Origin of the sequence: Xanthomonas sp. Leaf148 (assembly GCF_001423585.1) — a bacterium.
Lineage (GTDB): Bacteria > Pseudomonadota > Gammaproteobacteria > Xanthomonadales > Xanthomonadaceae > Xanthomonas.
This window is the reverse complement of the sequence record NZ_LMOP01000008.1, coordinates 1,822,869-1,843,084: the sequence shown is the minus strand read 5'-3', so window position 1 is coordinate 1,843,084 and position 20,216 is coordinate 1,822,869. Positions and strand designations below refer to the sequence as shown.

Genomic DNA, 20,216 nt, shown 5'->3' with positions numbered 1-20,216 from the left:
ACTCACCCGCCCAAAAGAAAACGGCCGGGAAGACCCGGCCGTTTTCGCAACACATGACACGCTAAACGCGATCAGAACTGGTAGCGGAAGCCCAGCTGCAGTGCCCAGCGGGAGATGCCGCGGTCGTCGTACACGGTGGACTGGTCCGGCGTATTGAAGCGATATACGTACTTGCCGCTGGCCGCATCGATACCGCCGTATTCCACGACACCACGCATACCCGGGAAGCCATATTCCTCGACACGGCCCCACTTCTTGTTGAGCAGGTTGCCGACGTTCATGACGTCAAGCCAGACAGAGGCCTTGTTGTCCTTGAAAAAGCCCGGAATCTCCTGCTCGACGTGCAGGTCGAACTGGTTGATCCAGGAGTTCCGTGCGCCATTACGTTCTGCAACCTGGCCACGACGGGCGGCCAGATACTCATTGCCTTCGATGTAGTTCCAGAACGCCTGTTCTTCTTGAGCGGAACCGAACAGCACATCACCACGGCCGGCCGGAATGTAGAGCAGGTCATTCAAACGACCATCGCCGTTGGCATCGTTGTCGAACGTGTAGCTGTAAGGACGACCATTGCGGCCCTGATAGATCAGACCGACCTTGGTTTCGTAGTCGCCGAAGAACGCGTGCTTCCAGTTCAAGGTACCCAGGATGCTGTTCTTGACTTCGTACGCAGCGGTCGAGGCGACGTTTTCATTGGCCTGGAAAACCGCGTTGTTGCCCAGCTGCGAGCCCGAGGTCGAACTGGTTAGACCACTGACTTCATCCGCATCGGTATAGGTGTAGTAGAGACCCCAGGACCAGTCACCACCATTGAAGGGCTTGTTCAGACCGACGGTAAAGCTCTCGCTGCCGCCCTTGTCGGTTGGACGCGCGATCAGCGCATCGTTGTATCGGCGATCACGATTGCCGCGTGCATCCACTGAAACACCAGTTGGCTGCAGGCCGTTGACGTTCCAACTGGAAGGACGAAGACCGTTCGCGTTCCAGTAAATATTGCGGCCATCCTGGCCCACTGCACTCGCTGCACCCAGGTTCAGCTGCTGATAGTAGATGGCTTCGTTGACCTTCGTAACTACAGCTTCAGCAGATGCAACGATTCCGTTCCACGGCAATTCCGTATCGAAGGCGAGGTTTGCCTTCCACACTGAGGGCTGCCCCAGCTTGCCATCGACGAAATCGACAGATTGCGTGCTTCCGGCGACAGTCGTGCCCCGCGGCTGATTGTTGATATCCGGAGTAAAGCGGATGCCATTGTCACGTACCAGTGCCGGGCTTGAGAAGTTGTAATCCGTATAAGCCAGGCCGGTGTTGGAGTATGGGTTGGACAACCAAACCGTTGCCGCTGCGCCCTGGAAGAGGCCTACGCCACCACGCACCTGAGTCGGGCGATCACTGTCAAACGTATAATTGAAACCAAAACGCGGCTCGAACAGGCCATTCCCGTCGATGGTCTGGTCGTTGCGGAAACCAAACACCGAGGATGCCGTCGCATTGTAGGCAGGACTGTTTTTCACCATCGGCTCGTCGTAACGCAGACCGAAGGTTAGCGTCAGGTTGTTATTGACTGCCCAAGTGTCCTGCACAAATACGCCCACATTGCGCATTCCCCACTTCGCAGCGATATCGTCGATATTTCCGCTGTTGGACTGCGAGTAACGATAGTTCTGGGCAATATTGTTGCGGTAGTCCGAAATCGAGTTGAACGTGTAAGAACCAAAGACGCGCTGCCCAAACAGATTGAAAAGATCGTTGTCTTCGTAGTCAAAGCCGAACTTGACGGTGTGGTCGTTCAAGAACAACGTACCCGCGAAAAAGGCGTTCCACGTTTCGGTACGCAGCTCGTTAGCCTGGGTGCTCTGCTCGGTGCCCAGGTTGACGGTGTTGTTGCCGATACGCACAGCTACGGCCGGCAATTGCGAAGCGGCCGTACGCGCGGCCGAGTAATCGCGATAGGAAACCTTGGCTTCGGTCGAAAAGGTATCGGTCCAATCGCTGAACAACTGCGCGGTATAGGTTTTGAGACTGAAATCGCGAACGTAGTGATACGAATTCAGCGAAAGCGCCTGATTGCCAAAACCGTTAAGGTTCGCGGTGCTCTGCTCGGTCTCGCCGTAGCGGAAGGAAGCGCGGTGCTTGTCGGAAATATTCCAGTCAAGCTTGAAGCCCTTTTCTTCCGAATCCGAATCCAGTGCCGGTAGTGCCAGAGTACCCGGATCGAATCCGTAGACATTGCGCGAAATGTCGATAATTTCATCGACCTGCGCCTGCGAGATCGGAACGATATTGCTCTCGCCAGAGCCAGTCGGACCGTAGCCAGAGGCTCCGGTGAACACGCCCTTGCCCTTGTACTTTTCGTAGTTGGCGAAGAAGAACAGCTTGTCCTTGATGATCGGGCCGCCCAGGGTCAGGCCATAGGTGGTCTCGTTATCGAACAGCTGCGGGCGGATATCGTTCTGGTTCTTGCCCGACCAATCGTTCTCGCGATAGGTGCTGTAGACCGAACCGTGAAATTCGTTGGTACCGGATTTGGTGACCGCATTGATCACGCCGCCCGTGGCGCCGGTGATGGTGACGTCGTAGTTCGCAACGTCTACCGAGATTTCGTCGATGACATCCATCGAGAAAGGCTGGCGGGGAGTCGGCAGGCCGTTGGACTCGAGACCGAACGCGTCATTGGTGCTGATACCGTCAACGCGGATCAGATTGAAGCGCGGATTCTGGCCACCTACCGAGATTTCGTTGCGCGCCTTATCGGTCTGCGCCACGCGCGGGTCGAGACGCACATAGTCCTGCAGGTTGCGGTTGATCGACGGCAGCGATTCGATCTGCTCACGGGTCACGTTGGTGCCGGTGCCCATCTTGTTAGCACTGAACAGAGCCGAGCCGTAGTCGCCACCAATGGCCTGCACAGCACCCAGCGTGGTGACGTCACCGCCCAGGGAAGCGTCGACGCTATTGACCTGGTTGAGGTTGAGGTACACGCCCTCTTCGGTCTTGGTGCCTTCACCCGACTTGGTGATGGTGATCGTGTACGGCCCACCCACACGCAGGCCGCGCGCGTTGTAGCGTCCGCTGGCATCGGTGGTGGCGCGGCTGACGGTACCCGATTCGACGTGGGTGATCGTGACTTCGGCATTCGGCACCGGCTGACCGCCGCTGCTGGTAACCAGGCCAGCGACGCCGGCGGAGGTGCTCTGGGCAAATACGGGGGCAGCGGCGAGTGCGGCAACGAGACCAAGGGTGAGCTTGGACATGCGGAGACAACGGGGGTGGGTCATTTCGGTAGCCTCGATACAGGTTGGGCAGTGACAAAAAGGCGCAGTCAGCCCAACCGTTCCCGGGGGTGGGCTGCCGATGATCTGGGGTCCCTTGCCGCGCGGCTGGTTGCTGCCGCAACGGTTAACAACAGATTAACACGCTAAGGCCTGATTGTGACGGCGGCGTGACAAAGTTCGCGCACTGCAACATGAACTTCGCATGTGACGGCGCAACGGCCAGACTGCGCAAGGTCGCAGCGGGAGCGAGACGTGCGTCTCGACAGGGAGTTTCTCAGGCGCGGCAAGCCGGCAGAAATGCCGTTCGCCCACTCTGCGCAAACGCGCACGCAAGACGCGGCGAGGGCCGGGTCGTTCCCGGATATGACAATCGCCTTAGATGGACACCGGCAGCTTGAAGTACGTCCCCAACCCGTCCAGGAACATCTGCACCGAAATCGCGACCAGCAGCATGCCCATCAGCCGCTCGATTGCGGTCAGTGCACGGTGGCCGAGCAATTTGTACAGCAATGGTGCCGATGCCAGGATCGTGGAAGCGCCGATCCAGGCGATCATCAGCGCCAGGCTCCAGTCCCAAAGACGCGTGGGTTCGTTGCTGCCCATCAGCATCACCGCTGCCATACCGGACGGGCCGGCCACCAGCGGGATGGCCAACGGCACAATGAAGGGTTCGCCATCGGGGATCTCGCCCATCAGGCCTTCCGGGCGCGGGAAGATCATGCGGATGCCGATCAAAAACAGCACGATGCCGCCGGCGATCGCCACCGATTCCTGACGTAGATGCATCAACTCCAGCGCGTATTTGCCGCCCCACAAGAACGCCATCAGCACACACAGCGCGATCAGCAGCTCGCGTGCGAGCACGAAGCGCTGACGCTTCGGCGGCAACGGCTTGAGCACGCTGAGAAAGACCGGGATGTTGCCCAGCGGGTCCAGAATCAGGAACAGCAGCAACGCCGCCGACAGAATGGTCATGTGGAAGGGCTCCAGATCGCACCGCGGTACGGGACACCTGCCATGGACAACAGGGTGACGCAGGCGGACGCGTAACGGGTAGGATCGGCCGCCTCGCTGTCTTCCTGATGGGTAAAGGCGCGCGCGCGCAACGCAGTACGCATGGGGCCAGGTTGCAAGCCGTGGACACGCACCGGACCGGCTGCAGTTTCATGATGCAGGCTGGCGATCACGCCGAGCTGTGCGTGCTGGGCGGCGCCGTATGCGCCCCAGTACGCCTGACCGACGCGTACGACATCGTCGACGACGAAGACCACGGCCGCGTCGTCCTGCTGCCGCATCAATGGCAGGCAGGCCTGAGTCAACCAGGCGCGTGCGGTGAGGTTGACGTGGATGCTGCGTGCGAAGTCCGCAGGTGCCGCAAGTTCGGCGGGCGTCAGCCCACCGAACTCGGCCGCGCAATGCAGCAGGCCGTGGACGCCGCCCAATTCTGACTGCAGCCGCTGCGCCAACGCAGCGTAATCCTCCGGGGTCGCCCCGGCCAGGTCGAGCGGATAAAGCAACGGCTCCGGCCCTAGCGTGGCGACGGTATCGTAGACGCGCTCCAGCGGGCGCAGTTTGCGGCCCAGCAGCACCACGGTCGCCCCTGCGGATGCGCATGCCTGTGCGGCAGCGGTGCCCAGCCCGCCGGCCGCGCCGGTGATCAGCACGACCCGCCCGGTCAGTGATGGCGAGAGAGGCTGGCCCTGCACTGCAGTCACGGCTGGTACGCTTCGGTGACGATGCGCTTGAGCTCGCCGGCTTCAAACAGTTCCAGCGTGATGTCGCACCCGCCGATCAACTCGCCATGAATGAACAACTGCGGGAAGGTCGGCCAGTTGGAATAGCGCGGCAGATTGGCGCGCACTTCGGGTTCTTCCAGCACGTTGACCGTGCGCACCTGGTCTGCGCCAGCGGCGATCAACGCCTGCACTGCGCGACTGGAAAACCCGCACATCGGAAACTGCGGGGTGCCTTTCATGAACAACACGATCGGGTGTTGTTCGACTTCGGCCTGGATCCGTTCCATCACCGGCATTGGACTCTCCTGACTGGGAGCGGCAGGCCCGACCGCCGGGTCGGATAGACTTCCGCAAAGGCGCGCATTGTAAGCCTTCAGCGCGACCTGTCGCCGCACTCCCTTCGCTGCCATTGCCATCATGCCGATCGAACACGTTGCACTGCCCTACTCCCGCGCCGCTCTGGAGCCGCATCTCTCGTCCGCGACCCTGGAGGCGCACCACGGCGTCTGTCATCGCGGCGAGGTCGAACGGCTCAATACGCGCATCGAAGGCAGCGAGTTTGCCGAGCTGACGCTGGAAGAGATCATCGCGCAGGCGCACGGCACGCTGTTTCATCTGGCCGCGCAGGTGTGGAACCACAATTTCTATTGGCAATGCCTGCGGCCACGCGGCGGCGGCGAGCCGCTCGGCAAGCTGGCCGACAGCATCGGCACATCCTTTGGCGATTTCGTGCACTTCAAGCAGGAATTCAATCGCGTCGCCTTGAGCAGCTTCGGCTCGGGCTGGGTATGGCTGGTGCAGCGTCCGGACGGCGCATTGGCCGTTGTCGCCACGCCCAATGCGTCGACCCCGCAGACCGGGCCGGATACGCCGCTGCTGGCGTGCGACCTCTGGGAACACGCGTACTACCTGGATTACCAGCAAGACCGTGCGCAGTACCTGGAGGCATTCTGGAAGCTGATCAACTGGGATTTTGTCGCCAGCCGGTTGGGCTAGCAGGCGCGTCTCGTTAGCAACGGATCGCTCACCGATGCACCCACCTGCGCGCACTCAATCGAAGCGCACGCAGTCGGCACCACAACCCTCGCGATACCGCACTGCTGCGTCGCGATTGACACTCAGCCTTCGCGCAAGCGCGCAATCACCGGTTCAACGTGCGCATTACGCTGCAACGCCATGCCGGCCTCGACCAGCGCCTGTACCAGCATCTGCGGCGTATCGGCACGCAGCGTTGCGTGGCCCACCTTGCGACCATCGCGCGACTGTTTGCCGTAGTCGTGCCAATGCCCGCCGGGCACAGCCAGAAATGCCTCAGCGTCCGGCATAGCACCCAACCAGTTGAGCATGCAGGCATGGCCGCGCATCGTGGTGCTGCCCAACGGCAACCCGAGCACAGCGCGCAGGTGATTTTCGAACTGGGAGGTTTCCGCGCCCTCGATGGTCCAGTGGCCGGAATTGTGCACGCGCGGGGCGATTTCGTTGGCGAGCAGTGTGCCATCGCGCACGAACAGCTCCAGGGCGAACACGCCCACGTAGTCGAGCGTGTCGGCAATGGCACGCGCGTGTGCTTCGGCGACCTCCTGCAACGTTGCGTCCACATTGGCAGGCGCAAGACTGGCCGACAGCACGCCATCGACATGCCAGTTTTCGGTCAGCGGCCACGCACGGAATTCGCCATCGCGGCCCCGCACCGCTACCACGCTGACTTCGCGTTGAAATGGCACGAATGCCTCAAGAATCAGCCCGACCTTGGCAGCCTGTGCACCCAGCGCAGTCCATGCCGCATCGGCATCGGCAAGCGTCTTGATGCGGAACTGGCCCTTGCCGTCATAACCGAAGCGGCGCGTCTTGAGGACGCACGGCGCACCGATACGCGCCAACGCAGCATCAAGCCCTGCGCGGTCGTCGATGGCAGCAAACTCCGGCACCGGAATACCCAGTTCGCGGAACAAGGTTTTTTCGCTCAACCGGTCTTGCGCCACCGCCAAGGCATCCGGGCGCGGAAACACCGGCACCTGCGCAGCAAGTTGCTGCGCGCTGGCCGCGGGCACGTTCTCGAAATCGAAGGTGATCACATCCACCTGCGCGGCGAACGCAGCGAGCGCGGCAGCATCGTCGAACGCGCCCACCTGCAGCGGCGCCACCTGCCCTGCGCAGGCATCGGCTGCCGGGTCGAACACTGCAAACCGCAGCCCAAGCGGCGCGCCGGCCAGCACCAGCATGCGCGCCAACTGGCCGCCTCCCAGAATTCCAACTGTGGTCATTGGCGCGGGTCGTCGCTGGCCATCACATCATCGGTCTGCTTGGCACGGAACTGCGCCAGTGCCTGGCCGATCTGCGCCTGCTCCGGCGCCAGCATCGCAGCCGCGAACAACGCCGCATTGGCAGCGCCGGCATTGCCGATCGCAAACGTGGCCACTGGGATGCCCGCCGGCATCTGCACGATCGACAGCAATGAATCCATGCCGTTGAGCGCCTTGGACTGCACTGGCACGCCCAGCACCGGCACCGCCGTCTTGGCCGCCAGCATGCCCGGCAGGTGCGCCGCACCGCCGGCACCGGCAATGATGGCGCGCAACCCACGCGCGCCCGCCTGCTCGGCGTAGGTGAACAGCACATCGGGCGTGCGGTGCGCCGACACCACCTTGACTTCGTACGGCACGCCCAGCGCATCGAGCTTCTGAGCTGCGTGTTGCATGGTCTCCCAATCCGAACGGGAGCCCATCACGATGCCGACCAGCGGCGCGGAGTGGTTGGAGGTCATGGCCCTGCCCTGCGGTAAAGACGTATTCTAGCCAATCTCCACGCAAGACAAGACTTCGATGGATCGCAAACTGCTCGACCTGCTGTGCTCGCCCGACACCCGCCAGCCACTCTCGCTGCTGGACGGCAAAGGCCTGGAAGCACTCAACACCGCCATCGCCGCCGGAAACCTGCAGCGCGCCGACGGTACCGCGCAAAGCCAGCCGCTGCGCGAGGCCCTGATCACCCGCGACCGCAAGCAGATCTTCCGCGTCGACGACGGCATTCCGGTACTGCTGGCCGAAGAAGCCATCGGCACCGCCCAGATCACCGACTTTCCCGACAAGTGAATTCGTCCGTGCGCACTGTGCCGGAGGCGCCGCCAGCCACGTTGGTCGACGCCGATGTGGCGCGCGCGCTGGCCGAAGACATCGGTACTGGCGATGTAACTGCCGCATTGCTTCCCGATCAAGCCGACAGTGCGTATCTGTTGTGCAAGCAGGATGCGGTGATTGCCGGCCGGCCCTGGTTCGATGCCACGCATCGCGCGCTCGACCCGCAGGTGCGCATCGACTGGCACGTGCACGAAGGCCAGCACGTCAGCGCCGGCACGGTGCTGGCCACCCTGCAAGGTCGCAGCCGCAGCCTGGTCAGTGCCGAACGTACCTCGCTCAACTTTCTGCAGACGCTTTCGGCCACGGCTACCACCACCGCGGCCTATGTGGCCGCAGTCGCCGGCACCGGCGCCCGCATCCTGGACACGCGCAAGACGCTGCCGGGCCTGCGCATGGCGCAGAAATACGCAGTGCGCTGCGGCGGCGGCGACAATCACCGCATCGGCCTGTTCGACACGGTGATGCTCAAGGAAAATCACATCCGCGCCGCCGGCTCGTTGAGCGCAGCCGTGCAGGCGGCACGTGCCCAGCAACCGCAGCTACCGCTGGTGGTCGAGGTGGAAACGCTGGCGCAGCTGCGCGAGGCATTGCAGGTGGGCTGCACGCGCATCCTCATCGACGACTTCGATCCGGCGATGCGTCGCGACGCCGTGCGTATCGTCGCTGCGTTGCCAGTGGATCAACGTATCCCGCTGGAAGTCTCCGGCAGCGTCGACCTGGCCGGCATCCGCGCAATTGCGCAGGACGGCGTGGATTGCATTTCCATCGGCGGGCTGACCAAGCATGTGCAGGCGGTGGATCTGTCGCTCAAACTCGGCCCGGCCCCGCGCTGATTTCACGCGTGCGCGCAGGCTGCTCTGTCAGCCTGCTGCGATTGATTTCGTGCAGGATGTTCGATGACCGTAAGACCCTGGCCGTGGATGTGCCTGCTGCTTGCAGGATTGGGTGGCAGCGCTGCGGCTGCGGAAGTGTGCGATATGCCACCGCGCTTCGGCACCAGCCCTGCAGCCATCGCCATCGTGCGCACGGCCTGCAATGAGCATCGTCTATGGCAGCACCCGTTTATCGACGCCAAAGGCCGCCTTGCCAGCCTGGGCGTGACCGAGGCCGAATCCGGCTATCTCGCCGACCATGGCGTCGTGGCCTGGCAACGCGTCGCGGGCTATTGGCGCGATAGCGGCACGCTTGCCTCGATGGGCGGACGTCCCGGCGCATCGAGCTGCGCCGCACTGGATGGCACCCGCTACACCGCCAGCGACTGTCGCGCGTTCCTGATCGACAACCCGTGGTCGGCCGCCTTCATTTCATGGGTGATGACGCAAGCGAGACTGAGCGGATTTCATCGCTCCGCACGCCATCTGGATTACATCCGCAGCGCGTACAACGACGGCGCCACCGGCCCGTACCAGTTCACCGACCCTGCGGTGGAAAAACCCGCACCCGGCGATCTGCTATGCCTGCTGCGTGGGCGCAACGTTGCACTCGGCTACGCGGGTTTGAAGGCCGCGCTGGGCGGTAGCGCACCGATGCCATGGCAATCGCATTGCGATGTGGTGGTGGCCGCCAATGTCGGTGGCGATCGCACGCTGTATCTGATTGGCGGCAACGTGTTCAACACCGTCATGATGCGCAAGATGCCGCTGGACCGCGCCGGCCGTGTGGTATTGCCGACGCCGCAGTCCGACAGCGCGCAGGATCAGAATGAAGACAGCCTTGGCGTCGCAAGCGAATGCACGCCGGCACACGAAGAACTGTGCGACTTCAACCGACGCGACTGGGCGGCACTGCTGAAGCTGCGTCCCGACGCAGCAATGCTGGCGCCACCGCCAACCGAACCACTGCCTGTGCCCACCGCACCGCCTGCCGAGCAGACGATGCCCCCAGGTTTCCCACGCGTGGTGCCGCCGCGCCCGGAAACGCAGCCGGCGCCGACGCAGCAGCCTGGGTGAGAAAAGATTCAAAGCCCCTCTCCCTGCGAGTGAGGGGCTGGGGTTTGGGGGTACCGGGCGAMGCCCTGGTGCTGCCTCAACTGCAYCRGGCTGCGCACGTACCCTCATCCGCCCCTTCGGGGCACCTTCTCCCGAGGGGAGAAGGAACAGACACGTGGCGCCACGCTCTAGCCCCTCTCCTTGCGGGAGAGAGGTTGAGGTGAGGGTACGGGGCGAMGCCCTRGTRCTGCCTCAACTGCAYCRGGCTGCGCACGTACCCTCATCCGTCCCTTCGGGGCACCTTCTCTCCCAAGGGGAGAAGTATCAGACGCATGGCGCCACGCTCTAGCCCCGCTCCCTGAGGGAGAGAGGTTGGCATGAGGGTACGAAGCGAAGCCATGGTGCTGCCTTAACTACACCGGGCTTCGCACGAACGCACTCTCATCCGCCCCTTCGGGGCAACTTCTCCTGTTAGGAGAAGGAACAAGGCGTGGGCTATTCCGAACCGACAACGAAAAAGCGGGCCGAAGCCCGCTTTTCGTGACGCATCAACCCGCGGCGATTACTCGGCCGACGGCGGAACGCCCTCGCCTTCTTCCACTGCCTTGATCGACAGACGGATACGGCCCTGCTTGTCCACTTCCAGCACCTTGACGCGAACCAGATCGCCTTCCTTCAGCTTGTCGCCGACCTTCTCCACGCGCTCGCTGGAAATCTGCGAGACGTGCACCAGGCCGTCCTTGCCCGGCAGGATGGTGACGAATGCACCGAAGTCCATGATCTTGGCGACCTTGCCTTCGTAGATGCGGCCCGGCTCCACGTCCGAGGTGATCTGCTCGATGCGCGACTTCGCAGCTTGCGCGGCGATGGCGTTGACCGAGGCAATGATGATCGTGCCATCGTCCTGGATGTCGATCTGCGTACCGGTTTCCTTGGTGATCGCCTGGATGGTCGAGCCGCCCTTGCCGATCACTTCGCGGATCTTGTCCGGGTGGATCTTGATGGTCAGCAGACGCGGCGCGTAGTCGCTCAGTTCCAGACGCGGGGTGGTCAGTGCATGCGCCATCTCGCCGAGGATGTGCAGACGGCCAGCCTTGGCCTGCTGCAATGCCTGCTTCATGATTTCTTCGGTGATGCCTTCGATCTTGATGTCCATCTGCAGCGCGGACACGCCTTCGGCAGTACCGGCCACCTTGAAGTCCATGTCGCCCAGGTGATCTTCGTCACCCAGGATGTCCGACAGCACCACGAAGCGGTCGTTTTCCTTGACCAGGCCCATGGCGATACCTGCGACCGGCGCCTTGATCGGCACACCGGCGTCCATCAGCGCCAGCGAGCTGCCGCAGACCGATGCCATCGACGAGGAACCATTGGACTCGGTGATTTCCGAGACCACGCGGATGGTGTACGGGAATTCTTCCAGGCTCGGCATCACGGCGAGCACGCCGCGCTTGGCCAGACGGCCGTGACCGATTTCGCGACGCTTCGGCGCACCGAAACGACCGCACTCGCCCACCGAATACGGAGGGAAGTTGTAATGGAACAGGAAGTTTTCCTTGTACTCGCCGCTGACCGCGTCGATCACCTGGCCATCGCGGGCAGTGCCCAGCGTGGTGACCACGATCGCCTGCGTCTCGCCGCGGGTGAACAGCGCCGAGCCGTGGGTACGCGGCAACACGCCGGCCTGCACAGCGATCGGACGCACGGTATCCAGCGCACGACCATCGATACGCACCTTGGTGTCGAGCACCGAGTCGCGCATGGTGTGGTATTCCAGCTCGCCGAATTCCTTCGACAGCTCAGCGGTGTTCCAGCCCTCGGAGGCGACGCGGCCGGCCAACGACTCCAGCACGTCCTTCTTGATCGCCGAGATGGCGTCGCGACGCTGCAGCTTGTCGCGCACCTGGAAGGCGCTCGCCAGCTGAGTGCCGACGGCTTCCTTCAGCGCGTTGATCAGCGCGGTGTTCTTGGCAGGCGCAACCCAGGTGCTGGGCTTGGTACCGGCTTCGACGGTCAGCTCGTTGATCGCGTTGATGACTTTCTGCAGTTCGCGATGACCGAAGGTCACTGCGCCCAGCATCACTTCTTCGGACAACAGCTCGGCTTCCGACTCGACCATCAGCACCGCATTGGCGGTACCGGCAACCACCAGCTCCAGCTGCGAATCCTTCAGCTCGGCGATGGTCGGGTTGAGGATGTACTCACCGTTCTTGTAGCCCACCTTGGCGGCGCCGATCGGGCCGTTGAAGGGGGTACCGGCCAGCGACAGTGCCGCCGATGCGCCGATCAGCGCGGCGATGTCGCCGTCGATGTCCGGGTTCATCGACATCACGGTCGCGATGATCTGTACTTCGTTCTTGTAGTCCTCCGGGAACAGCGGACGGATCGGACGGTCGATCAGGCGCGAGATCAACGTTTCCTTCTCGGTCGCACGTCCTTCGCGCTTGAAGAAGCCGCCCGGGATGCGGCCGCCGGCATAGAACTTCTCCTGATAATCGACCGTCAGGGGGAAGAAGTCCTGCCCTTCGCGCGCGGTTTTTGCGGCGACGGCGGTGACCAGCAGTACGGTGTCGTCCATCTTGACGATGACGGCACCGCTCGCCTGGCGAGCGACTTCGCCCGTCTCCAGGGTGACGGTGTGCTTGCCGTACTGGAAGGTTTTGGTGATTTTTGCCACGGAGGTTTTTTCCTTAGGTGTAACTGTCTTCGTTGGACCGTCGTCGACCCATGCCGAGAACGGGCGGCCGGGAGGCTCCGGCCCATAAACTTGATGGTGCGATGACGCGTTTGCGAACGACCAAAACAAAACCGCGGCGCATCGCTGCACCGCGGTGGTAGGACTCGATTAGCGGCGCAGGCCGAGCTTCTCGATCAACGACTTGTAACGCTCGTTGTCCTTCTTCTTCAGGTAGTCGAGCAGGCTGCGGCGACGGTTGACCATCTGCAGCAGACCGCGACGGCTGTGGTGATCCTTCTTGTGGGTCTTGAAGTGACCGCTCAGCAGTTCGATGCGTGCGGTCAGCAGAGCGACCTGCACTTCCGGCGAACCGGTGTCCTGGGCGCTGCGCTTGTTGTCTTCAATAACTTTCTGGGTGTCAACAGACATGATGTTTTCTCGATAGATGCGTGGTCGACAGAAACGTGCATGACGCACCGTCGGACTCGCCGTTTGCTAGGGATAAGCGCGCTTGGCGCTGAGGTGCCCCGATCGGGGCCGCGAAATTGTACCGTTGCACGGCGCCGGGAACAAGTTGACTAAACCTTAACAACCCGGACTTCCGTTCAGTCCATTGAACAGGCGCTGCGGCGACAGCCTGCCGTCAGCGTCAACAAGGCCAAGGCCTGACGGGCTTCCATCCAGGTCAAATACCGCGACCTGGCCGGTCGGAAATGCAGGATCGCGCAGCCGCTGCCCCATCCGGAAGCGGGTCGCATGGGCCTGGTCGAGGGTGATCTGCGCAAAATCGGCCAGCCCGGCCTGGATCGGCAGCAGCAGATCTTCGGCCTGCGTGCCCGATTCCAATGCCTCGCTCAACGCCTCCAGGGTCATCATCTGTGGCGACCGGAACGGCTCGACCCAGAGCCGGCGCAGCGAGGCGATATGCGCCCCGCAACCGAGAGCTTCGCCCAGATCGCGGGCCAGGCTGCGGATGTAAGTGCCGGAGCCACAGGTCACTCGCAACTGCAGACGCGGCGCGTGATAACTGATCAGTTCGATCGCATGCACCTCGACCTCGCGCACCGGCGCCTCGATCACTTCGCCCCGGCGTGCCTTGGCATACAGCGGCTCGCCGCCCTGCTTCAGCGCGGAATAGATCGGGGCCTGCTGCTGGATGCGGCCAATCAACGGCGCCAAGGCTGCGCGTAACGCGTCTTCGGTCAGCGCAGGCACCGCACGCTCGCGCAGCGGTTCACCGTCGGCATCGTCGGTATCGGTGGTGACGCCCAGCACTACCTCGGCGTCGTACGCCTTGGCCGACCCGAGCAGCAAGCCGGCGATCTTGGTCGCCTCGCCCAGGCACAACGGCAGCAAGCCGGTAGCCAGCGGATCCAGGCTGCCGGTGTGGCCGCCTTTCTCGGCTCGCAACAGACGGCGCGCGGCCTGCAATGCGTTGTTGGAACTGAGCCCGGCCGGTTTATCCAGCAACAGGATGCCGTGCAGCGGGCGATAGACGATGCGGGGTTTCAAAAGATCGGTGCTCGAATCGGGCGCTGTGCGCGTCCGCGGGAATCCAGGGGGCGCGGCAATCTTGCCCCGCCCACACAGCGCTTAGCGCTGCTCAGCGTCTTCATCGCTGGACGTGGCCTGCGGACCGACATCGTCCAGGTCACGCAGCAGGTTATCGATACGCTCGCCACGATCGACCGAGTCGTCGTAGTGAAAGTGCAGCTCGGGCACGTGACGCAGCTTCATCGCGCGCGCCAGCTGCGTGCGCAGCTGCCCGGCAATTTCCTTGAGTCCCTTGACCGCTTCAGCCGAACGCTCCTGCTGCAGCGCGGTGACGAACACCTTGGCGTGCGCCAGATCGCGGCTGATTTCGACATCGGAAACGCTGACCGACGGCAAGCCGTGGTCGCGCACGGCCGCGTGCACGATCGTGCCGAGGTCGCGACGCACCTGCGCAGAAACGCGATCGGTGCGATGGAATGATTTGGTTGGCATGGTCGTGGACCTGGTTGATTCGGAGGGCCAGATGGCACCGAAGCCAAAAACGAACGCGGGCGGCCATGCCGCCCTCGCCTTGCAGAACTTGCTTACACCATCGCCTGTGTGGAAGACCGGGGCCGCAGGCCCCGGCAGCCATTACAGCGTGCGGGCAACCTCGATACGCTCGAAGCACTCGATCTGATCGCCAGGCTTGACGTCGTTGTAAGCCTTCACGCCGATACCGCACTCGGTACCGTTGCGCACTTCGTCGACGTTTTCCTTGAAGCGACGCAGCGATTCCAGCTCGCCCTCGAACACCACGACGCTGTCGCGGAGCACGCGAATCGGCTTGCTGCGCTTCACTACGCCTTCGATGATCATGCAGCCTGCAACCGCACCGAACTTCGAGCTGCGGAACACGTCGCGGACCTGCGCAATACCGATGATCTCTTCGCGGATTTCCACGCCGAGCAGACCGGACGCAACCTGCTTCACCTGATCGATCACGTCATAGATGATCGAGAAGTAACGCAGATCGATGCCATTGGACTCGACGATCTTGCGCGCTGATGCATCCGCACGCACGTTGAAGCCGATCATCGTGGCCTTGGACGCCGCTGCCGAATTCGCATCCGACTCGGTGATGCCGCCCACGCCGGAATGGATCACGTTGATGCGGATGTCGTCGTTGGACAACGCCACCAGCGACTGCTTGAGCGCTTCCACCGAACCCTGCACGTCGGCCTTGATCACCAGGTTCAACACCTGCTGGCCTTCGCCCTTGCCCATCTGGGCCAGGATGTCTTCCATGCGGTTGGTTGCCGAGGCGACCAGACGCGATTCGCGGCGCTTGGTTTCGCGCTGCTGTGCCACGTCCTTGGCCAGACGCTCGTCGTCGACGACCACGAAGTCATCGCCAGCTTCCGGCACACCGGACAGGCCGAGCACCTGCACCGGAATCGACGGGCCTGCCGAGGCCGGCTGATGGCCGGTTTCGTCGAACAGCGCACGCACGCGGCCGTACTGAATACCGCACACCAGGTAGTCGCCACGCTTCAGCGCGCCCTGCTGCACCAGCACCGTTGCGACCGGGCCACGGCCCTTGTCCAGCGAGGATTCGATCACGGTACCGCTGGCGCGGCCATCGGCCACTGCCTTGAGTTCCAGCACTTCGGCCTGCAGCGAAATCGCATCCAGCAGCGTGTCCACACCGGTACCGACCTTGGCCGACACTTCGATGAACTGGGTATCGCCGCCGAAATCTTCGGCAACCACGTTTTCGGCCAGCAATTCGTTCTTGACCCGCAGCGGATCCGCGCCGGCCTTGTCGATCTTGTTGACCGCCACGATCAACGGCACGCCTGCCGCCCTGGCATGCGCCACTGCTTCTTTGGTCTGCGGCATGACGCCGTCGTCGGCCGCAACCACCAGCACCACGATGTCGGTGATCTTGGCGCCGCGCGCACGCATCGAGGTAAACGCGGCATGGCCGGGCGTATCCAGGAAGCTGATGACGCCACGGCCGGTTTCGACGTGGTACGCACCGATGTGCTGAGTGATGCCACCAGCTTCGCCGGAAGCGATCTTGGTGCGACGGATGTAGTCCAGCAGCGAGGTCTTGCCGTGATCGACGTGACCCATGATGGTCACGACCGGCGGACGCGAGGTGGTCTCGCCTTGCGCGTCTTCGGAATGCGCCAGCAGCGCATCTTCGAAGTCGGCATTGTCCGCACGCACTGCCTTGTGGCCGAGTTCTTCGGTCACCAGTGCAGCGGTGTCGTGATCGATGCTCTGGGTGATGGTCGCCATGACGCCCATCTTGAACAGCGCCTTGACCACGTCGCCGCCCTTGAGCGCAAGCTTCTGCGCCAGATCGGCCACGGTGATGGTCTCGCCGATCGCCACTTCACGCACCACCGGTGCAGTCGGACGCTCGAACCCGTGCGGGCCGCTGTTGCTCTGGTTGCTGCCACGACCGCCATCATTGCCGCGACGCGACGACGACGAACCCGGACGACCGGTCGGCTTGCCACGCACGTTGGAACGACGCGCGCGATCGGCGGCCGACAGATGCAGCTGACCAGCAAAGCGCTTGGTCGCATCGTCGTCTTCGACGCCAGCCACCATGACGTGCGAACCGCGCGTCTTGTGCTTGGCTGCGTTATTGCGGTCATCCGGACGTGCCGGCGTCGCCGGACGCGAAGCGGGCGACGCGCCAGCCGGACGGGCCGGACGCGGTGCCGAAGACGGCGAAGACGGTGCACGCGCAGCAGGCGCCGAAGACGGCGTCGGCGCAGCGGCAACCGGGGCCGGCGCACTGGCAGCCGCAGCGGCTTCCTCGGCAGCCTTGCGCTCGGCTTCTACACGGTCTTTTGCGGCCTGCTCTTCGTCGCGCTTGCGCTGAATCGCTTCATCGCGCACACGGTCGCTTTCGGCCAGGGCCTGCTGCTCGTCGAGATTGCGCTGACGCGATGCAGCGAGCTTGGCCAGGATGTCGGCACGCTCTTCGTCCGGCGTCATCGGCACGGCACGGCCGCCGACTTCGTTCTCGGATTTGACGTACGTCCGCTTCTGGCGCACTTCCACGTTGACCGTGGTCTTGGTGCGGCCGGCGCTGACAGTGACTTCCTGCAGCTTGCGCCGATTCAGCGTGATCTTCTTGGCTGCTTCGCTTGCCGCTTCGGCAGGTGCATCGGACTTGCCATGCGTGCGACGCAGGAAGCCAAGCAGTTTCATCTTCTCGGTGCTGGTCACGACCTGGTCGGGACCGCTGAACTTCATTCCGGCCTCGGCCAGTTGAACCAGCAGTTTATCGACCGGCGTGTTGACCAGTTCGGCAAGCTTGCGGATGGTGGTTTGCTGCGACATTCGGATCCTATGATCTGGTTGGCGCCCCCTCGCCCAGAGCAAGGGAAACGCTGATTCTAAGCCCTGATGGGGTCAGGGCGCGGTTCATTGCCGGCTCATTCGCCGCGCTCCAAACGGGCGATCTCCTCGGCGCGGGCCGCCAGGATCAGCGCCGAGGCGCGCTCCTGGGTCATGCCCTCGATGCCGAAGTCGACGATCTCGTCCGCTGCCAGGTCGGACAAGTCCTCGCTGGTACGCACGCCGTGCTCGGCCAGAGCAAAGGCCGTTTCCTCGTCCATCCCCTCCAGCGCCAGCAGGTCCTCGGTGGGCTGAGTTCCTTCCAGGCCTTCTTCCTCGGCCAGCGCGGCGTTGAGCAGCGCATCGCGGGCACGGGCACGCAGTTCTTCGACGATGTCTTCGTCGAAGCCTTCCACCGCCAGCAGTTCGCCGACCGGCACGTAGGCGATTTCTTCGACCGTGTTGAAGCCTTCGGACACCAGGATCGCGGAGATTTCTTCGTCCACTTCCAGGCGATCCATAAACAGCTGGCGCGCCGATGCCTGTTCAGCCTCGGACTTGGCGGCCACCTGGTCGGCAGTCATCACGTTGAGCTGCCAACCGGTCAGGCGGCTGGCCAGACGCACGTTCTGGCCGCCCTTGCCGATTGCCTGCGCCAGGCGGTCTTCTGCCACGGCCAGGTCCATCGAGTGCTTGTCTTCATCGACGATGATCGACTGCACTTCAGCAGGCGCCATCGCGTTGATCACGAAGTTGGCCGGGTTCTCGTTCCACAACACGATGTCCACGCGCTCGCCATTGAGCTCGTTGGACACCGCCTGCACGCGCGAGCCGCGCATACCGATACAGGCACCGATCGGATCGGTACGCGTATCGTGCGCAATCACCGCAATCTTGGCGCGGTCGCCAGGATCACGTGCGCAGGCCTTGATCTCGACCAGACCCTGACCGACTTCCGGCACTTCGAGCTTGAACAGCTCGATCATGAATTCCGGCGCAGCGCGGCTGATGAACAGCTGCGGGCCACGCGGTTCGGAACGCACTTCGGCCAGATAGCCGCGTACGCGGTCGCCTGGGCGCAACACGTCGCGCGGAATGCCCTTGTCCTTCGGAATGAAGGCTTCGGCATTGCCACCCAGATCGACAAAGATATTGCCGCGCTCGGCACGCTTGACCACACCGGTGATCAACTCGCCAACGCGATCCTTCCATGCGTCCACAACCTGCTGACGCTCGGCTTCGCGCACACGCTGCACGATCACCTGCTTGGCAGCCTGCGCGGCGATGCGGCCGAAATCCGGGTTTTCGATCTGTTCTTCGATGTAGTCGCCCACATCCACGCCATCGGCTTCGTCGATGGCATCCATCAGACGCACCTGGCGATCTGGCGATTCCATCACCACGTCGTCGGCGACTACTTCCCAACGACGGTAGGTTTCGTAGTTACCGTCCTTGTGGTCGATGGTCACGCGTGCCAGCACGTCCTGGTCGGGATAGCGCTTCTTCGCTGCGGAAGCCAACGCGGCCTCGATCGCATCGAAGATCACTTCGCGCGGCACGCCCTTTTCGTTGGCCACCGCATCCACTACCAGCAAAAGTTCCTTGCTCATTTAGTCACTCCGCGCGCGGCTTGCCAGCCGCCGACTCGTTGGATGGTTTCTTCTTGTCGTGCCCGGGTTTTTTCGGGCCGGGCTTATTCGGTTTTTGCGGCGCCAGGCCCAAGGCAACCCAATCCGGCAGGATGCGCGCCTTGTCGATGTTGTCGAAGCCGATCTGGACGTCCTTGCCATCGACCGAAAACACTACGGCCTCGGACTCAGACTCGGTACGCAGGATCTGACCCTGAAAACGGCGCCGACCATCCTGCGCAAGCTTCAACACGATCTTTGCGGACTCGCCGGCATGGCGCGCGAACTGTTCGAGGGTGAACAAGGGACGGTCCACACCCGGCGATGACACTTCCAGGGTGTAGTTGCCACTGATCGGGTCTTCGACGTCGAGCTGGGCCGACACTTCACGGCTCACGCGCTCGCAGTCGTCGACGTTGATCACACGCTCGGGCTGTTCGGCCAGCGGCACATCGATGTAAAGGCGCAACGTGGCGCCACCTGGCGCGGGGAGATACTCCACGCCCAGCAGTTCCAAGCCCAGGGACTCAACCGTTGGACTCAGCAGGTTCGCGATTTCGGTCGCTTTTTCGCTCACAGACTGCCCTGATCAAATGATTGCCAGTAGAACCCCGGCAACCGGCAGCAAACTTTCCGGTTCCGGAAAAAACAAGGGGCCCGATGGGCCCCTTGCGTGAAAAAAGCCCGACCTCTCAGGGTCGGCGCAAAGACGGGAACATGCGTCTTTGCGATCCAAGAACATGAACTGCTGCCCTAAGGCAAACCTCATTAAAGCAGCAATTCAAACTTGGTAGCGGGGGCAGGATTTGAACCTGCGACCTTCGGGTTATGAGCCCGACGAGCTGCCAGACTGCTCCACCCCGCAGCAGAAGCGGAATTATGAAGAACTTGAGCGGCAATTGCAAGCCCTAAGTTTTTCATCTGTTGAACACTTTGGCGAGTGTCCAACGTCGCGGCGAATGATAACCGCAATGCAACAAAAACGAAACACCAATCACA

At 62.8% G+C, this 20,216-nt stretch carries 17 protein-coding genes and 1 tRNA gene; 4 read left to right on the top strand and 14 right to left on the bottom strand.

Going from position 1 to position 20,216, the window contains the following annotated elements:
• Nucleotides 1-71 precede the first annotated feature (71 nt).
• The 4 genes from ASF90_RS12290 to grxD all read right to left on the bottom strand — a co-directional run bounded on the left by ASF90_RS12290 (nucleotide 72) and on the right by grxD (nucleotide 5,307).
• Nucleotides 72-3,278, bottom strand: a complete 3,207-nt coding sequence (locus ASF90_RS12290) for a TonB-dependent receptor (RefSeq protein WP_055850123.1) — start codon at nucleotides 3,276-3,278, stop codon at nucleotides 72-74.
• A gap of 372 nt (nucleotides 3,279-3,650) precedes the next feature.
• Nucleotides 3,651-4,250 (bottom strand): YhgN family NAAT transporter, encoded by a 600-nt coding sequence (locus tag ASF90_RS12285; protein ID WP_005996031.1) that lies wholly within the window; start codon nucleotides 4,248-4,250, stop codon nucleotides 3,651-3,653.
• Nucleotides 4,247-4,990: an SDR family NAD(P)-dependent oxidoreductase gene (locus ASF90_RS12280; protein WP_055850121.1), complete on the bottom strand. Its 744-nt coding sequence runs from the start codon at nucleotides 4,988-4,990 to the stop codon at nucleotides 4,247-4,249. The genes ASF90_RS12285 and ASF90_RS12280 overlap by 4 nt, the downstream gene beginning before the upstream one ends.
• Nucleotides 4,987-5,307, bottom strand: a complete 321-nt coding sequence (grxD, locus tag ASF90_RS12275; RefSeq protein WP_055850119.1) for a Grx4 family monothiol glutaredoxin — start codon at nucleotides 5,305-5,307, stop codon at nucleotides 4,987-4,989. The genes ASF90_RS12280 and grxD overlap by 4 nt, the downstream gene beginning before the upstream one ends.
• Nucleotides 5,308-5,428: 121 nt before the next feature.
• Here grxD and ASF90_RS12270 point away from each other — a divergent pair, with 121 nt between their 5' ends.
• Nucleotides 5,429-6,007 (top strand): Fe-Mn family superoxide dismutase, encoded by a 579-nt coding sequence (locus ASF90_RS12270; protein WP_055850116.1) that lies wholly within the window; start codon nucleotides 5,429-5,431, stop codon nucleotides 6,005-6,007.
• 122 nt (nucleotides 6,008-6,129) lie between these two features.
• On the opposite strand, the gene ASF90_RS12265 is transcribed toward ASF90_RS12270, so the two are convergent.
• On the bottom strand, nucleotides 6,130-7,275 hold the full coding sequence (locus ASF90_RS12265; RefSeq protein WP_055850113.1) for a 5-(carboxyamino)imidazole ribonucleotide synthase: 1,146 nt from the start codon (nucleotides 7,273-7,275) through the stop codon (nucleotides 6,130-6,132).
• Nucleotides 7,272-7,775: a 5-(carboxyamino)imidazole ribonucleotide mutase gene (purE, locus tag ASF90_RS12260; RefSeq protein WP_055850111.1), complete on the bottom strand. Its 504-nt coding sequence runs from the start codon at nucleotides 7,773-7,775 to the stop codon at nucleotides 7,272-7,274. Before purE ends, ASF90_RS12265 begins: the two co-directional genes overlap by 4 nt.
• 58 nt (nucleotides 7,776-7,833) lie before the next feature.
• Here purE and ASF90_RS12255 point away from each other — a divergent pair, with 58 nt between their 5' ends.
• The 3 genes from ASF90_RS12255 to ASF90_RS12245 all read left to right on the top strand — a co-directional run bounded on the left by ASF90_RS12255 (nucleotide 7,834) and on the right by ASF90_RS12245 (nucleotide 10,097).
• The gene (locus ASF90_RS12255; protein ID WP_055850108.1) at nucleotides 7,834-8,103 is read left to right on the top strand and encodes a Trm112 family protein; all 270 of its coding nucleotides are present in this window, start codon (nucleotides 7,834-7,836) and stop codon (nucleotides 8,101-8,103) included.
• The gene (nadC, locus tag ASF90_RS12250) at nucleotides 8,100-8,981 is read left to right on the top strand and encodes a carboxylating nicotinate-nucleotide diphosphorylase (RefSeq protein ID WP_055850106.1); all 882 of its coding nucleotides are present in this window, start codon (nucleotides 8,100-8,102) and stop codon (nucleotides 8,979-8,981) included. The genes ASF90_RS12255 and nadC overlap by 4 nt, the downstream gene beginning before the upstream one ends.
• Nucleotides 8,982-9,044: 63 nt before the next feature.
• Nucleotides 9,045-10,097, top strand: a complete 1,053-nt coding sequence (locus tag ASF90_RS12245; protein WP_055850104.1) for a DUF2272 domain-containing protein — start codon at nucleotides 9,045-9,047, stop codon at nucleotides 10,095-10,097.
• Between the two features lie 541 nt (nucleotides 10,098-10,638).
• On the opposite strand, the gene pnp is transcribed toward ASF90_RS12245, so the two are convergent.
• The 8 genes from pnp to ASF90_RS12205 all read right to left on the bottom strand — a co-directional run bounded on the left by pnp (nucleotide 10,639) and on the right by ASF90_RS12205 (nucleotide 20,082).
• A complete protein-coding gene (gene pnp / locus ASF90_RS12240) occupies nucleotides 10,639-12,753 on the bottom strand; it encodes a polyribonucleotide nucleotidyltransferase (protein ID WP_055850102.1) in 2,115 nt (704 codons plus the stop codon).
• Between the two features lie 168 nt (nucleotides 12,754-12,921).
• Nucleotides 12,922-13,182 (bottom strand): 30S ribosomal protein S15, encoded by a 261-nt coding sequence (gene rpsO, locus ASF90_RS12235; protein WP_055850100.1) that lies wholly within the window; start codon nucleotides 13,180-13,182, stop codon nucleotides 12,922-12,924.
• A gap of 156 nt (nucleotides 13,183-13,338) precedes the next feature.
• Nucleotides 13,339-14,265: a tRNA pseudouridine(55) synthase TruB gene (gene truB, locus ASF90_RS12230; RefSeq protein WP_055850098.1), complete on the bottom strand. Its 927-nt coding sequence runs from the start codon at nucleotides 14,263-14,265 to the stop codon at nucleotides 13,339-13,341.
• Nucleotides 14,266-14,346: 81 nt separating this feature from the next.
• Nucleotides 14,347-14,739: a 30S ribosome-binding factor RbfA gene (gene rbfA / locus ASF90_RS12225; protein WP_005991395.1), complete on the bottom strand. Its 393-nt coding sequence runs from the start codon at nucleotides 14,737-14,739 to the stop codon at nucleotides 14,347-14,349.
• Nucleotides 14,740-14,880: 141 nt separating this feature from the next.
• Nucleotides 14,881-17,592 carry a translation initiation factor IF-2 gene (gene infB, locus ASF90_RS12220; RefSeq protein WP_055850096.1) on the bottom strand — a complete coding sequence of 904 codons (2,712 nt, stop codon included), beginning with the start codon at nucleotides 17,590-17,592 and terminating at the stop codon, nucleotides 14,881-14,883.
• A gap of 95 nt (nucleotides 17,593-17,687) precedes the next feature.
• On the bottom strand, nucleotides 17,688-19,199 hold the full coding sequence (gene nusA / locus ASF90_RS12215; protein ID WP_055850094.1) for a transcription termination factor NusA: 1,512 nt from the start codon (nucleotides 19,197-19,199) through the stop codon (nucleotides 17,688-17,690).
• Nucleotides 19,200-19,203: 4 nt separating this feature from the next.
• Nucleotides 19,204-19,794: a ribosome maturation factor RimP gene (rimP, locus tag ASF90_RS12210; protein ID WP_055850092.1), complete on the bottom strand. Its 591-nt coding sequence runs from the start codon at nucleotides 19,792-19,794 to the stop codon at nucleotides 19,204-19,206.
• A 211-nt stretch (nucleotides 19,795-20,005) separates the two neighbouring features.
• Nucleotides 20,006-20,082 (bottom strand) — tRNA-Met (locus ASF90_RS12205).
• Between the last annotated feature and the right edge of the window lie 134 nt (nucleotides 20,083-20,216).